This is a genomic window from Terriglobales bacterium, assembly GCA_035691485.1.
Classification (GTDB): domain Bacteria; phylum Acidobacteriota; class Terriglobia; order Terriglobales; family Acidobacteriaceae; genus JAIQGF01.
Genome location: DASSIZ010000117.1, coordinates 1 through 15206 on the forward strand (window position 1 = coordinate 1; position 15206 = coordinate 15206).

Annotated in this window: 11 protein-coding genes; 3 read left to right on the top strand and 8 right to left on the bottom strand. The window is 61.8% G+C overall.

Annotation, left to right across the window (positions count from 1 at the left end):
* The 8 genes from VFI82_14855 to VFI82_14890 form a co-directional block, all read right to left on the bottom strand.
* On the bottom strand, positions 1-805 hold an 805-nt coding region (locus VFI82_14855; GenBank protein HET7185963.1), incomplete at its 3' end, for a beta-xylosidase.
* An 80-nt stretch (positions 806-885) separates the two neighbouring features.
* Positions 886-1698 carry a TIGR04290 family methyltransferase gene (locus tag VFI82_14860; protein ID HET7185964.1) on the bottom strand — a complete coding sequence of 271 codons (813 nt, stop codon included), beginning with the start codon at positions 1696-1698 and terminating at the stop codon, positions 886-888.
* A gap of 197 nt (positions 1699-1895) precedes the next feature.
* The gene (locus tag VFI82_14865) at positions 1896-2384 is read right to left on the bottom strand and encodes a hypothetical protein (GenBank protein HET7185965.1); all 489 of its coding nucleotides are present in this window, start codon (positions 2382-2384) and stop codon (positions 1896-1898) included.
* Between the two features lie 335 nt (positions 2385-2719).
* Positions 2720-4126: a sigma-54 dependent transcriptional regulator gene (locus tag VFI82_14870; protein ID HET7185966.1), complete on the bottom strand. Its 1407-nt coding sequence runs from the start codon at positions 4124-4126 to the stop codon at positions 2720-2722.
* Positions 4123-5637: an ATP-binding protein gene (locus tag VFI82_14875; protein ID HET7185967.1), complete on the bottom strand. Its 1515-nt coding sequence runs from the start codon at positions 5635-5637 to the stop codon at positions 4123-4125. Before VFI82_14875 ends, VFI82_14870 begins: the two co-directional genes overlap by 4 nt.
* A gap of 277 nt (positions 5638-5914) precedes the next feature.
* On the bottom strand, positions 5915-6613 hold the full coding sequence (locus VFI82_14880) for a hypothetical protein (protein ID HET7185968.1): 699 nt from the start codon (positions 6611-6613) through the stop codon (positions 5915-5917).
* A 217-nt stretch (positions 6614-6830) separates the two neighbouring features.
* Entirely contained in the window at positions 6831-8876 is a 2046-nt protein-coding gene (locus VFI82_14885) for a transcriptional regulator (GenBank protein ID HET7185969.1), read from the bottom strand.
* 209 nt (positions 8877-9085) lie between these two features.
* Positions 9086-10648, bottom strand: coding sequence for a hypothetical protein (locus VFI82_14890; GenBank protein HET7185970.1), 1563 nt, complete (start codon positions 10646-10648; stop codon positions 9086-9088).
* 403 nt (positions 10649-11051) lie between these two features.
* On the opposite strand from VFI82_14890, the gene VFI82_14895 reads away from it, so the two are divergent.
* The 3 genes from VFI82_14895 (at position 11052) to VFI82_14905 (ending at position 15168) form a co-directional block, all read left to right on the top strand.
* Positions 11052-12446, top strand: coding sequence for a sigma-54 dependent transcriptional regulator (locus VFI82_14895; protein HET7185971.1), 1395 nt, complete (start codon positions 11052-11054; stop codon positions 12444-12446).
* Positions 12447-12610: 164 nt separating this feature from the next.
* Entirely contained in the window at positions 12611-14506 is a 1896-nt protein-coding gene (locus VFI82_14900; GenBank protein HET7185972.1) for an ATP-binding protein, read from the top strand.
* Between the two features lie 41 nt (positions 14507-14547).
* A complete protein-coding gene (locus tag VFI82_14905; GenBank protein ID HET7185973.1) occupies positions 14548-15168 on the top strand; it encodes a hypothetical protein in 621 nt (206 codons plus the stop codon).
* Positions 15169-15206 lie beyond the last annotated feature (38 nt).

The following is a 15206-nucleotide window of genomic DNA, read 5'->3' on the forward strand; positions in this document are numbered from 1 at the left end:
AGTGCGGCACGATGCCGAGGTGCTCGGGCGTGAAGCACAGGGTAAGGGTCGTATCGAACTCGGCGAGAGAACTCATCTGCCGGTCAAACCAAGCTTCAGCGTTGGGGCGGAAAGAATCGGCCCAACTCATGCCGGTGCGCAAGTAACGCACCCTGAGACGGCGAAGCCATTCCACACCGGCGTCGAGGCGGTGGTCCTCGAAGTGGAACCACTGGCAGATGCCAAGGCCGCGGGGGAACTCCGCGGCGGCCAGCTTGGCGCTTCCATCTTCGCGCACCAAGCCCATGTAGTAATGCCGGTAATAGGCGCTGCCCTCGGACTCCTTGTGGCGGGTGGTGGCGGTCCAGGTAGCAGGGAGATCGAACAAGCTGTACCAGTGCACGCGATCGACGATGGGCAACAGCAGCTCCGCGGTTTTGCGAAGCCCGAAGAGCTGAATTTCTTCCGCACCGAAGGAAGAAGCGCCGGCTTCGGAAACCCAGATGGGTTTGGAAGTGACCTGGCGGATTTCGTCGATCTTCTTCGGCCAGTCGTGAATGCTCCAGTGGTTCCAGTCGAGAGGAAACCCATGGAGGGCGACGACGTCCACGTGCTCGAGGACGCCATAGGAGCCGATAAGCTGAATGAAGTTGGGATCGATGGGGGAAATGCCGCCGAGCACAATCGGCAGCTCGGAATTCACCCGGCGGATGGCGCGGGCAGCCGCAATCGCCAACTCGGCGAACCTCTTCCAGTCCGGGTCGGCGTGAAAGTCCCAGTGGGAGAGATTGTTCGGCTCATTCCAGAGCATCACCGCTTCGACCATCGGGCGATCTTCCTTTCTCTTTCCGCGAACTGATGTTGCAGTCAGCCGGCGGCGCAGACCGGTGCGGCCGGAGATTGGGACTACAGAGTGCCGGCCAGCTCCAACTCCTGGATGTACCGGCCGTCGCGCGCCACGTTGCGTGGGTTGCAAATCCAGGTTTCAGGCTCCGGATGGGCTTCGATCTGAAGCCCGGAGCTGCGCAGCATGCCCTCGGCGGCAGCACGGTTCGGAATCCACCAGTTGGTGGGATCGTTGGCGTAGCTGTGCTCGATGAAGTACATGCAGGGGAATTCCGGAGAATCGAAAATTTCCTTGTTCCAGAAGTGGTAATTGTCTTCCCAGCGGCGCAGCTGTTCGGAACCGCGGATCATGGTCTGGAAGACGAGCTTGCCTTTCACTTTCTTCACCACCTTGTCGAGAGCATAGAGCGGGTAACGCAGGTGATAGAACACTCCCATAAAAAAGACGTAATCAAATTGGCCGGCCAACTGGTCGACCTCGTACACCGATCGTTTTTCAAAGTCGATCTCGAGGTTGAGCACCTCGGCAGCAAAGCGGCCCTGGGCGAGATAACGGTCGTCGACGTCAATGCCGAGCACCCGCGAGGCCCCACGGCGCTTCATCTGGATGGAATAGAAGCCGCCATTGCAGCCGATGTCGAGCACGGCGGCGCCGGTCAGGTCCTGGGGGATGGACGCCGCCAAGTGCTTCCACTTGACGTTGGGAAAATCGCCGAGGAAATGGTTGGGGGCAGTCGGCACCCCGAAGAGATCGAGATTATGAAACCACTCGCCCAGTTCGCCGATGCGGCGGGCCAGAGTTTCACGATCAAGCCTCGCAGGATGGTGAGGAATCTCCAGGATCGGGCTTGGAGTATGGAGCGGAACGTTCATTCGTTCGTGGAGGACCCTGAGTGCCGGTCCATGCCGAGGTTAGAAGTGGGAGTGAGCACTTTGGATGCCTCTGCAGGGGAGGCAAGAGTTTTACTTCCAACAGCATTGCGCGAATTCGCGGAGCTGGCCGCAAGGTTGAAACGAAATGGAGGCGCAGAGCTTCCGGCGCGCCAGCGGGCCGCCAGTGTAGTGCCGGCTTAAGCGGTAACGCCCAGCCGGGCCCGCATCTTGTCCGCAGCTTCGTAGACGGACTTCAGCTTCGATTCCGCTACCGAGGGCAGAGCCGGAGTCTCCAGCGCCTGCTGTGTCCAGAGCAGGATCCCGGTCAGCTCGCCTTTCAACTGGCTGCGCAACTCGGATTCGACCGCGTGCCGAGCCATGGAACGTTCCTGTTCAGCCCGGCGAAGCGCGGCCTGGACGTCGCGAACCACCCGCTCCATGCGGCTTACCGCGAGGTTGACGAAGATGGGGATGGCCCTTCCCAGGTGCTTGACCAGCATGTCAAGCGACTTGGCGCTGGGCTCGAGCAGGCTTTCGTCAATCACCACGGCGGTGAATTCCTGGTCACTCAGGCGGGTGAGCGCGGTGCGAATATCGGAAGCAAATTCCGTCTTGATGCGAGTAGCGGCCAGCAGTACCTTGGCGCACTCCTGGCCGTGAGACGAATTCGTGATTAGGAGAATCATGCCGATGCTATTGCACGTCGGAAGCCATGATCGGTGCAACTGAAAACACGCAAATTTGCCGAAGTTCGCGTCTTCTGACCTCCCGGAACGGGAGCCTGAAGCGGGAATTGGGAGAGAAGTGGCTAGTTCCCTCAGGGCTAAAGCCCGCATCAGAGGCGGCTCTGGCGGCACGGCTAAAGCCGTGCCCTGCCCAAAACGGTTGCTCCGGGCGGCACGGCCGAAACCGTGCCCTACCCAAACGGGTTGTTCTGGGCGGGCACCAGCGGCTACCCAAAACGGTTGCTCCTGGCGGCACGGCCGAAGCCGTGCCCTACCCACACAACTAGCAGTTGTTTTCAGTCTTGCGACGCGTACTCCTTCAACTTCCGGTACAGGGTCGTCTTGCCGATGCCGAGCATGCGGGCGGCCAACAGCTTGTCGCCCTTGAGCTGGTCGATGGTGCGCAAGATGGCCTCCTTTTCCAGGTCGGCGATAGGAACGATCTTTCCGGCTTCGGCGGCCTCTGGAGGAATCGGATGATTGGCGTTCTGGATAGGCGAGGGCAGGTCGCCAGTCTGGATGGTCGGGCCCGAGCTGAGGGCGCAGGCGCGCTCCAGGCAGTTTTCCAGTTCGCGAACGTTGCCGGGCCAATCGTAGCCCATCATGACATTCAGAGCTTCTTCGCTCAACGAACGCTGCGCCCCAGTGTTGCGGGACAGCCGCTCCAGGAAGTGCTCCGCCAGCAGCGGGATGTCCTGCTTGCGGTCGCGCAGCGGCGGGATCCTCAAGCTGAGCACGTTGAGCCGGAAATAGAGATCGCGGCGGAAGGTGCCATCGGCGACGGCGGACTCCAGATCGCGGTTGCTGGCGGCGAGGATGCGAACGTTGATGCCGATGGGCTTGGTGCTGCCCACGGGACGGATTTCCTTCTCCTGGATGGAGCGCAACAGCTTGGCCTGCAAATCGACCGGCAACTCGCCAATTTCATCGAGAAAAACGGTCCCGCCCTGGGCGATGGCCAGCAGGCCTTCCTTGGCGCGGACGGCGCCGGTGAAGGCGCCCCGCACGTAACCGAAAAGTTCGCTCTCAATCAGCGTCGGCACCAGCGAACCGCAATCCACCGGAATGAAGGGCTTGTCGTGGAATGGCCCGGAATAGTGGATGCAGCGCGCCACCAATTCCTTGCCGGTACCGCTCTCGCCCAGGATGAGCACGGGATGGGAGCTCTGCGCCGCCTTGGCGATGATGCGGTAGAGTTTTTCCATCTCCGGCGAGCGGCCAATGATGGAGCCGAAGCCGTGCTTGGAGCGCAGGCGTTCACGAAGCACGCGCTTCTCGGTGGTCAGCTTCAGCTCGTCAATGGCGCGCTCCAGCATCACGCGTAGCTCGTCAAGGGTGAAGGGTTTGCTGATGTAATCGAAGGCGCCCATCTTCATCGCCTGCACCGCGGAAGAAACCGTGGCGTAGCCGGTAATGATGATGATGATGGCGTTGGGCCGGCGCAGCTTGGCGGCGCGCAGGGCTTCCAATCCGCTGGCGCCGGGCAGCCTGAGATCGAGCAGGATGATGTCCACGTTCTGGGCGTCGAGGACCTTGTAAGCATGCTCGGCGGAATCAGCGACGAAGGTGTTGAAGCCGGCGGTTTGAGCGGCCTCCTTGCAACCTTCGCGCACGGCGCGTTCGTCATCCACGACCAGCAGGTTGAGCAGATTGGCGCCCGGGATTTCACGCGCGCCGTTGAGTACGTCCATTGAAGAGATCATGGCAGTTCCCTTTCCGCTTGTGGAGCGCCGGCGGTGACCGGGACCGCCGCGCGATGATCGAGAATTTGGCGAACCTTTTCGGCCAGCAAAGCGCGCGAGAAAGGTTTGCGCAGCAATTGGGCACCGGTCTCGGCTGCGCGGCCCTGGGCCGCATATCCGGAGATAAAGAGGACCTCGGTTTCGCGATGAATGTTCTTTACGTGTTGAGCAACGTCGTAGCCCGACATGCCGGGCATAACGACGTCGGTAATCAAGAGATCGAAACCGCCGGCGTGAGCACGAGCCAAGCGGAGGGCCTGATCGCCGTTGCGGGCCTGCAGCACGTGGTAACCCGCGCCGGTGAGCAGGTGAGCCATCGAGGCGCACACGGCGTGATCGTCTTCGACCAACAGTATGGTTTCCGTTCCCGTGGGGGTGTCGGCGGAGGAAGCCGGTGAGGGTTCCGTGGCCGTGCCGGTCGCGGCGTGGCGTGGCAGGTGAATCGTGATCCGGGTCCCGGCGCCAGGCTTGCTGGAGACCGAAACTGCGCCGCCGCTTTGGGTGACGATGCCGTAGGTCATGGCCATGCCCAGTCCAACGCCCTGACCGGCCGGCTTAGTAGTGAAAAACGGCTCGAAGATGCGGGCACGAACGTTTTCGTCCATGCCGCAGCCGGTATCCACCACGGTCAGGGTCACGTACTGTCCGGGCCGAAGCCCGGGCTGACGCTGAGCGGGGCGGGCTTGGAGCGTGCAAGAACCGGTGGAGATCCGCACCTCGCCACCGCCAGGCATGGCGTCGCGCGCGTTCATGATCAGGTTCAGAATGACTTGCTGCAACTGGGCCGGATCGACGCGGACGGTATCGGACGCGGAATCGAAGTGGGTGATGAGCTTGATGTTTTCACCCAACAGCGGTTCCAGCATGCCGCGCATGGAGGCGACGATCTTGTGCAGCGACACCACCCTCGGGGCAAGCGGCTGTTGACGAGCGAAGGTCAGCAACTGCCGCACGATCGCGGTACCGCGCTGCGCAGCCAGGTGGATCTCTTCGGCTTCGCGCCGGCCACGCGCCTGCTCCATGAGCAGGTCGGAGTACAGGGTGATTGCGGTCAGGACATTGTTGAAGTCATGGGCGACGCCGCCGACCAGGCGGCCCAACGCTTCCATTTTTTCCGATTCGTGAAGGCGATGCTCCAAGCGCTTGCGCTCGGTCACGTCGAGTACGACATGCAGGCACAACCATTGGCGTCCGCGCCGGAACTTCATGGTCGTATTGGAAAATTCCGGCGCTCCATTCGCGGTTTTCTCGGCCCGAGCGTTTGCAATCGACAAGCCCGCGACCCGTTTCCCGAGAACGGCCGCGGAGTTGGAGAATCCGGTCAGGCGGGCATAGGCGGGGTTGGCGTACACCACGCGCCCGGCCTGTTCGACCATAAGACCGTGCGGGCAGTCGTTGGCCGCGGCTTCCAGGAATTCACTCCCGGTAGGGTGGAGGATTGCGGCCCGGGATTTCGAAATGGAACGCGGCATCGCTGTGCCCACCTTCGGGTTGGGCCCAACTTGGTACGAGCGGACCAAGGATAGGTTTTTCCGTTTTGGAATGAAGTGACGTAAATCACAGAGGGAGCGGACTTAAGCAGCGGGTGGATGGGACGCGCCGGGGCTTGCCGGCAGAGCCGGGAAAGTTATTAGGAACCAGTAAGGTGCTGATTGCATTCCATTTTGGGAATGATGCAATTACCGGAATTGCCGGCTTCGGAGCAAGAAAAAGGCGCGCCGCAGCGCGCCTTGGGGGTAGCCATGAAAATTATGATTTTGAGGAATTGGCTACCAAAGGTTGGGTCAAGCGGAATGTGAGACGGCGTTCCGACCCGAAGGAAACGTCCTTCTTGCCGGTCGCATACGCGCCCGCGGTTCCGGCGCCGGCGCCGACGGCGCCGCCAATGAGCGCTCCCTTGCCGCCGCCGGCGATTGCTCCAATCACCGCGCCGGTCCCCGCGCCTCCGCCGATCAGCGCCACGTTGCGCTTTTTGTGGGCGCCTCCGGAAGCGAATACGCTGGAGGTGTGAACGGGCACCGCTTTGCCGTTTAATTCAACCGAAACCAAGGACAAGCGCAGATATCCGGAATTGCTCAACCGTCCTGAGGAACGCGCCGCCAGCACGCGGCCTTTGACAGCGGCTCCGCGCGGCGCAACCGTTTTTCCGTCCGCCATCAGCGGTTCATCGAGCACGGCGGTAAATTCGTCGCCGGTGCGGTTGGAAGCGCTCGAAATTGCATTCTGCAAGCGAACCGAAATCGGGGTGCCGGCCTGTACCGTTACCCCGTCGGGAACCAGCGCATGAGCAGAAGGCGCGCCGGTTTTCCCGTTCGAGAATGGCAGACCCGAGTTACCTTCCGCAGCGGGTTCCGCTGCCTTGACGCTGTCCGGAATTGAGCTGCATCCGGCTGCCAGGATTGCGAGCGCGACCAGCAGCAGCAAAGAAGCAGTAAGCTTGAACTTCATCAGTGACCCTCCTGTGGCTGGGCCTGCACAGAATCAGGGCACTCCAGATGCCAATGTTGATGGTTTGTAATCAACCACTTAGACCCGGTCATCCGAGACTGGTCGTGTAGTTTTTTCCGCGAGCAGGATGGCGTGAACAAAGCCCATGACTAAAAGCCAGGAGCTGCGGTCACCCGCGTAGCTCCTGGCGATGAGAAGCAAGAATATCTCGATGTGGTTACTGCAAACCGCCGCCGGTCGCGCGCACTTCTTGTCCTGCAGGCGGTGCGACGATGCCGCGAAACGGGGTAATGCCGAGCAGTCGCCCGCCGGCGAAATTCACCGATCGCATGTGAATGCCGGCATCAGCAATCCGGTTCCAGTGGTTGTTGTCGACCGTGGAATAGACTTCGCCGGAATGAGTCACCCCGAGCAACCGCTGGGAAACGGCGTCATAGCGGACTGAGGTCAGGTTCTGCGGCGGAGTTCCTACCAGCACGTGCTCCCAGTTGGCGCCGTCGTCCTTGCTGAAAAATACTCCCGCGTAGGCTGAAACCCACATGGCCGAGGGCGACATGGCAACGCTGGACACCGTGCCCACGAACGAAGGCAAGTTTACAGGCGTCCAAGCGACCCCGTGATTGTGTGAAACCGCAAGCGAGTTCGGCGTGGAAGCCACCACCTTTTCGCCATCCACGTCAACGGAGAAGAAGTTTCGCAGCTCACCGACGGGGCCACCGTGCCAGGAATGTCCCTGGTCATAGCTGGCAAAAACCCCTTCGCTGGTGGCCGCGTACCAGCGCTCGCCGGCAACCACGATACGCGCCACCCGGCCCTTCAGTTCTGCCCGCACGTATTCCTTGTGCGTGGCGTATTTTGCGTTCTTCAGCTTGGGACCGCGTGCGGGCGTGGAGATAATTTTTTCATTGACGATGAGATTAGTCGCGCGCCAACGTCCCGCCGGACGCTCGTAGATGTAGATACCCCGCTGCGTGCCCGCCAGCAAGTCGCCGTGCGAAGTCTGCGCGAGAGTGAAAATGTCGTGGCCGGAGAGGCCCGCGTTCATCTGCTGCCAGTGCGCGCCAGCATCGTGGCTGACGAAGACGCCGCCGAATTCCTTGTCGTTGATTACGCCCGCATAGAGCGTGGCCGGGTTGTTGCGGTCGGCCAGAACAGCGGACACCTGGCGGTGGGAGAAGCCGCGGTTGGAAGCGCGGACGCTCTGGGTGCCGTCTTCACTCGCCATTACGCCGCTGCGGTCGGTGGCCAGCAGGACGTGGGAGGGCTGACGCGGGTCAACATCCACGTCGTTGACGATCAGGTTCGGCGCGGTGGTGCGACGCCAAGTTTTGCCGCCGTCCAGCGTTCTCCATAAACCTTCGGTTGTGCCGGCATACACGATCGCCGAATTCGTTGGATCCTGACGCAGCACCCGGGTGCGTCGCGCCGAGAAAGGGATGCTCTGGATTTTGTGGAACAAATCGCCGGCATTGTCGCTCTTGTAAATTCCGGAGCAGGCGCTCAGGTAGACCGTAGCGGGGTTCTGCGGATCCACGATGATGGAGAAGACGTCGGAATCGTCGACGATTCCCTGTTTCATCGATTGCCACGTCGCACCGCCGTCAGTGGTCTTCCAGGGCAGATGCCAGGTACCGGCATAAATCACCTGCGGCGAGCGCGGATCGATGGCGATGGATTCGATGTTCTTGATCTCGGGGTGATTGGCGGGAGAGATGCGCTCCCAATTATTCCCGGCGTCGTTGCTACGAAAAACGCCATCCAGGGCGCCGGCGATCAGGGTGCGAGAGTCACCGGCGAAAACGGCGAAACTGCGCACCGACTTGCCGTGCATGCCAGGAAGCGGTTGCCAAGTGCTGCCTCCGTCGCGGGAACGGAAAATGTCTCCGCCGCTGTTTTCGATGCTCCAAGCCGCCACGTACACAGTATTCGGGTTGGCGGAGTCGACCACGATGTGGTCGAGCACGTAATCGTCGCTGCCGCCGAAATGCGCGAAGTGCGACCAGGTGGCGCCGGCATCGGTGGACAGGTACATTTCGCCGGCGCTGGTGCCCAGGAAAATGTGGCTGGGATCGTGCGGATCATGCGCCAGGCTGCGCACGTCGCCGCCTTCAGGCCCGATGGTAACCCAGCGCTGCTGGGAGTTTTGCCCCGCCGCAACCAGACTCACAACGAGCAGCAGCACGGCTAAGAAGCAGCGGCATATGCGCGCGGCGGTCATACCTGACTGTTCATTCGATGCGATGAAGTGGGTCGCGTTTTTCATGAGGGGAATAGTGCCGCGATTCCTGGCGACGCGCTATGGCGCAATAGTACCAACTCCGATGACCAAAGTAGCGGGACGAAAGGAAGGAGTTAGGAATCAGGAGTAACGGGTTGAGAGTTAGGTGGGGGTTGGGAGTTGGGAGTTAGGGGGCTGGGGGTTAGGAGCTAGGAGTCAGGAGTCGACGCTGACTCCTGACTCCTTCAGCCGACCTACTGCTTCGGAGGGGCGGGTCGCTTGCGCGCCGGCTTGGGGGCCGGAGCGTGCGGATACGCATTCACACCCGCCTTTATCTTGCTGGCGTCAAACGCTTGCGTGCCTTGGACGTCAGAGTTTGCTCCCGCGGGAACCAGATAAATTTCCGCCGTGCGACTGCCGGCACTGCCAGTGCGCAGATCAATGCGGCCGGGGTCGATTCCCTTTTCCTGCGTGAGGTATGCCTTGGTGTTGACGGCGCGTTGCTCGGCCAACTTCTGCCCGTTCTTCTCGGCGGGATCGAAGTTGCCCACAATGACGGCCCTGGCATCGGCTTCCCGTTGCAGGCGCAAGGCGACGTCGTCAAGGATGGCTTTGGCTTCATTGTCCACGCGCGCCGGCAGTTTCGGGTTCTTGAACTCGATCTGGTTCAACTTGCTGGTTGACGGCGGCGGCGGCGGAACCTCGACGCTCACGGTTGTGGTATTGCTGGCGCTGAGCCCGCGATCGTCGGTCGCGGTGCAGGTGACGGTGATTGGACCGGCAGGAGCGCCTGCGGTGTCCAGCGTGGCCTGTGCCCCGGTCGGAGAAAGGCGGCCGCCGGTGGCGGAGAAGTCATAGGTCAGCGTCCGGTTGTCGGGACTTTGGCCGGTCGCGGTAATGGCGGAAGGCGAACCCGCCTGCACCGTCGCCGGATTGGCGCTGCAGGAGACGGTGGGCGGATGCTTTGGCGGCTCCTGCACGGTGAAGTTCGAGCTGCAGGTGGCAGGCGCCATCTTCTTCGCCTTGGGGTCGGTCAAGGTGGCGTTGACGGTGTACTGTCCGGGAGCGAGGCCGGTGGTGTCGATGGCAACGTTGTTGTCCTTCGGGGTGGCCTTGCCGCCAGTGGATTTGAAATCGTAGGTGACGGTGTGGCCCTTCATCACATTACTGGCGGTGGCGGTCAAGGTGACAGGCTCGCCGGCCATCACCGAAGCCGGGTTAATCGAACAATTGGCAGCCAGCGGAGGCGCAGGCGCTTCGCCTCCGAAATTCAGGACAATGCCGCTGCGGATGCGCGCGCCGGCAAAGTCCGAGATCTTGGGCACCGTGGGTCCGAAGTTGTGGTGAGCCCAGACGTAATCTCCCTCGAGCAGACGGAAGGTAAAACGGCGCGTCACCGGGAGATCAATGCCGCCGCCGAGCGCGGCGCCGATCCGATTGTCTGTACCGAGATTCTCCACCGACAGCCGGTGCAGCCCGACGAGCGCATGGATGAAAGGTTCAAAGTGTTCCTGGCGGGCCTTGAAGCGCGGTCCCGCCATGATGGTGCTGATGTTGGCCACGTCGCCGTAATGAGCTTCGGCGTCAAGGCTGAAACCGAACACGCGGTTGAAATTCCATGTCGGCGTAATTCCGAAACCGGGTGTGATGGAGGGCAGCTTGAGGGCCCCGATCTGCCCGCCGGGATTCATCCAGGAATAGCCGGCGAAGATGTCGACCTTGGGAACGGGCTCGTCCTGTGCCGACATATTGCAAGAGAGGAGGAGGAAAAAGGCGGCGAGTAATGAACGGCCAAGAAAATTAATGCGAAGTGACATCCTGATCCTCCGGAATTGCCGGCACGGACTGCATAAGAATTGAAGTAGGTAGAAACGACGTTAAGCTCGCCGCCGCAGGGTGCAAGCTCATTTTTGAGTCGCGAGATTGTATCGCATCGCGCGATCAGGTCCAACCTCCCACGCAAGCCCTTAATGGGGCACCCTGGGGGCTGGGAGTTGGGAGTCAGGAATCGTCTTGTCTGGTTTTCATCGGCAATGACAAGACAAGTTACTGCCGGCCGGAAACCCGCATCTATAAAGGAGGTACTCGGGACCGGGCCGCGCAGACGCATCAAGTCACATTCCATCGCTGAACGGAGTGAAGTCCGCCGATCGCGGATTTTTGTTTCGGCCACGGTTGCCGAATGTGTGGCAAGCCTGAATAATGGAGTCAGACCCTTCTATGACCCAGGAAAAGGTACTCATCGTCGAGGATGAGGAAAACGAACGCACCGGTCTGGCCGAGCTGGTCTCGCTGTGGGGCTTCAGGTGCGAAACCGCGCGGGACGGCATGGAGGCGCTGGAAAAGCTGGATTCTTGGTCGCCTTCGATCGTGGTCACCGACCTGATGATGCCGCGGCTGGACGGGATGGAATTGCTGCGGCGGGTGGCCGAACTGCCGCAGGAGTGCAAGGTGATCGTGATGACTGCCCATGGCAGCGTGGACAGCGCGGTGGAAGCGATGAAGATAGGGGCCTACGATTACATCCAGAAAGGCGGCGACCCGACCCGGTTGCGCACCATTCTGCGGCACGCCGTCAGCCAGGGCGAAACCGAGCGCGAGTTGGAACTGACGCGGCGGACGCTGCGCGACAAGGGCGTCATGGGCCCGCTGGTCGGCACTTCGCGGAAAATGCAGGAGATTTTTCACCTGATCGAAATGGTGGCGCCGAGCACAGCGGCCGTGCTGATCACCGGCGAGAGCGGAACCGGAAAAGAGCTGGTCGCGCGGACCATCCACGACCTGAGCCCGCGCAAGGGCAAGCCATTTGTGGCCATCAACTGCGCCGCGATTCCGGAGACGCTGATTGAGAGCGAAGTGTTCGGCCACGAGAAGGGCGCATTCACGGGGGCGGTGGAACGCCGGGTGGGCTGCTTCGAACTGGCCGAGGGGGGCACGCTGCTGCTGGATGAGATTGGGGAAATGCCGGTCGGGACGCAGGCCAAGCTGCTGCGCGTGCTGGAAGACCGCAAGCTGCGCCGCCTGGGCAGCAAAATGGAAACCTCGGTGGACGTGCGCGTGCTCGCCGCCACCAATAAGATCCCGGAAGAAGCGGTGGCACAGGGCTACCTGCGCAACGACCTTTATTATCGGCTGAATGTGTTCAGTGTCGGCATGCCTCCGCTGCGCGATCACAAGGAAGACCTGCCGGAGTTGGTGACGACGCTGCTGGCGGAGATGAACGAGAAGCACGGGCGCAAGGTGCAGATGGTGAGCGACTCGGTGATGTCGGTGTTCCGTGCCTACGCCTGGCCGGGGAACGTGCGCGAACTGCGCAACACGCTGGAGCGCGCGGTGATCGTTTGCGACGGGGGCGTGGTCGAGACCAAGCACCTGCCGCCGGGATTCGGACAGGTGACGCCCCGCGCCCCGGTGCAGGAAGCCAACGCGGTGCGGCTCGGCGTCGGAACGACGGTGGGCGAAGCGGAAAAACTGCTGATCCTGAAAACGCTGGAAGCGACCAACAACAACAAGACGCGCGCCGCCGAAATTTTAGGGATCAGCCTAAAGACGCTGCACAACAAGCTCAAGGAATACGGAGGCAACCAGGTGGCCACCGCGGATGTGGGACAGTAAAAGGTTGCGGAAGGTTCGGCGGTTTCGGAGGTTTCGAAAATTTCAGAGGTTTGGCTAGAACGCGGACTGTTTTTCCGAAAACTCCAAACTCAGCGAGCTGACCGGCGACAGCAGACTTTTGGACAACCCGGCCCTCGACCAACGATCGTCGACCGCCGACTGACATGCGGCTCAAGCTCAAAACCAAACTGGTGATTGCCATCAGCGCCATGGTCGTGGCGCTGGTAGCGACGCTTTCCTATATCTACGTCGCGCAATTGCTGCGGCAGAGGGTGACGGAGGCGTACCAGAGCGCCGACTTCACCGCGCACCAGATCTACCACGGGGCGCGCGAGGCGCTGGAACTGGACCTGACCAACTCGCGCGTCGATGCCGACGACCCGGCGGCCGTGGAAGCTGCCATCGAAGACAGCCTGCAGACCGATCCCGGCCTTAATTCCCTGCTGCAATCGATTGTTGGCTACTCGCCGACGATTTACGACGCCGCCATCATCGACGCCACCGGGCGGGCGCTGCTGCACACCGACTCCGACGCGCAGGGCAAGCCGGTTTCGGTGCGACCCGATTTCTCCACGGTGGTGAAAGGCGGCTTCCGTCAGCAAATGCGAGTGGTCTTCGGCAAGCCCGAGGTTTACGAGGTACGGTTGCCGCTCAGCCGCGCGGGAAAACCGTTTGGACAAATCCGCGTCGGGCTCTCCACTGTCTTTCTTAAAAGCGAATTGCAGCCGCAGGTCACGCATGCGCTGGAATTTACCGCGCTCTCGATCCTGGTTTCGATGCTGCTGGCGGCGGCGCTCTCCAACTTCGCGTTGCGGCCGCTGGAGGCGATCGCACGGCGACTGGACCGAATGACGGCGGGGGAAATCGAGCCGGCGCCCGCCCTGCGCCCGGCGCGCCATGACGAATACGGCGTTGTCACCACCAAAATCGACCGCCTGGGCCAGCAGATGCGCGATGTGAAAGAGGTCTTCTCGGCGTTGAAAGAGAACCTCGACCAGATCATGGGCAACCTGCAAGACGGCCTGATGCTGTTCACGCAGGACGCGCGCGCGGTGCTGGTGAGCGCTTCAGCCGAACAGTTTGTCGGCCAGAAGCGCAGCAACATGCTGGGCTGCCACGTCTCCAACATTTTCACCCGCGACACGCGGCTGGGCCGCGCCGTTCTGGAGGCCTTCGAACAGCACCGCTCCCTCACCCAGCGCGAACTGGCCGGGGACAATGGGGGCCGGGTGCAGGTCTCGCTGGATTTCATCGAAGAAGGCGGACAAAAAATCGGAGCGCTGCTGACCATGCGCGATGCCGAGTCAGTGCGCCGGATCGAGGATGAGATCGAACTCTCGCGGCGGCTGGCGGCCATCGGCAGGCTCACCTCCGGGGTGGCGCATGAAGTGCGCAATCCGATCAATGCCATCATGGTGCACCTGGAGGTGCTGCGGGAGAAGATCAAGCAGATCGACCCGGAATCCAGGCGCCACATGGACGTAATCAGCAGCGAGATTCAGCGTCTGGACCGGGTGGTGCAAACGCTGGTCGATTTCACCAAGCCGGTGGAACTGCGGCTCAGCGACGCCGACCTGCGCCGCATCGTCGAAGACGTTTCCGTGCTGGCGGCGCCGGAGGCCTCGCGCCAGGGCGTCACCGTGAGGTGCGACCTGCCGCCGGACCCGCTTACCATCAAGGCGGATGCCGACCTGGTCAAGCAGGCGGTGCTCAATATCGCGCTCAACGGCATCCAGGCGATGCCGGGCGGCGGCGCGCTGCAACTGGTGGCGCGGCGCGATGACCACCTGATCGAGGTGGAGGTCCGCGACCAAGGGCCGGGAATTCCGCCCGAGATCAGGGACAAAATTTTCAATCTGTATTTCACGACCAAGAAAACGGGCAGCGGCATCGGACTGGCCATGAGCTACCGCGTCATGCAATTGCATAACGGGTCCATGGAATTCGAGTCGCAACCCGGACAAGGAACAACTTTCCATCTCCGCTTTCCGGCCGCCGAGCACGCCCGCTCAGCGTCTTCGGGGATGGGGGCCGACGCGCAACAAGTCACCGCGTCGTGATGAACTTGCGTCCGGAGCATCGAGGGATTTAGAACAACACAATGCGAATCGCGCGCGCCACGTTCGCCGGTGTTCTGCTTGCGTCGGTCCTCGTCCTGGGGGGATGCAAGAAGAAGAAGCCCGCGGTGCCGCCGCCGCAAGCGCAGGCGCCCACGATCACGCAGCCCCAGCCGGAGACGGCGCCGACGCCGCCTCCCGTCGCCGCCGAGCCCAATCGTCCAGAGCCGGAGGCACAGCCGGAAACCACCACCGCGCCGCCACCTCCAGCGCCGAAGCCGAAGCCCAAGCGCGCCCACGCCAAGCCGAAACCGCCGGTTCCCGCGCCGTCGCCGGAAAAACCGCCGGAGAAAACCGCGGAAAACAAGCCGAAAACCGTGGTTTCTGACGGCAGCACGCAACCGGCCACGCCAGGGCTTTCGCCCGCCATGACCAACGATCAGGCGATCCACCAGAAGCTGAACACCAACCAGCTGCTGGAAACCACCGATTACAACCTGAAGAACCTTACCCGGGCGCTCAGTTCGGGCGAACAATCGATGGTGCAGACCATCCGCAGCTACATGCAACAGTCCCGCCAGGCGAGCAAGGAAGGCGACAACGACCTTGCCTACCGCCTCGCCTTCAAAGCCCACCAACTCTCCGAGGAGCTGATAAAACGTTAGTCCCAAATTGACTGACCCGCATCCAACCCGCTAGAGTT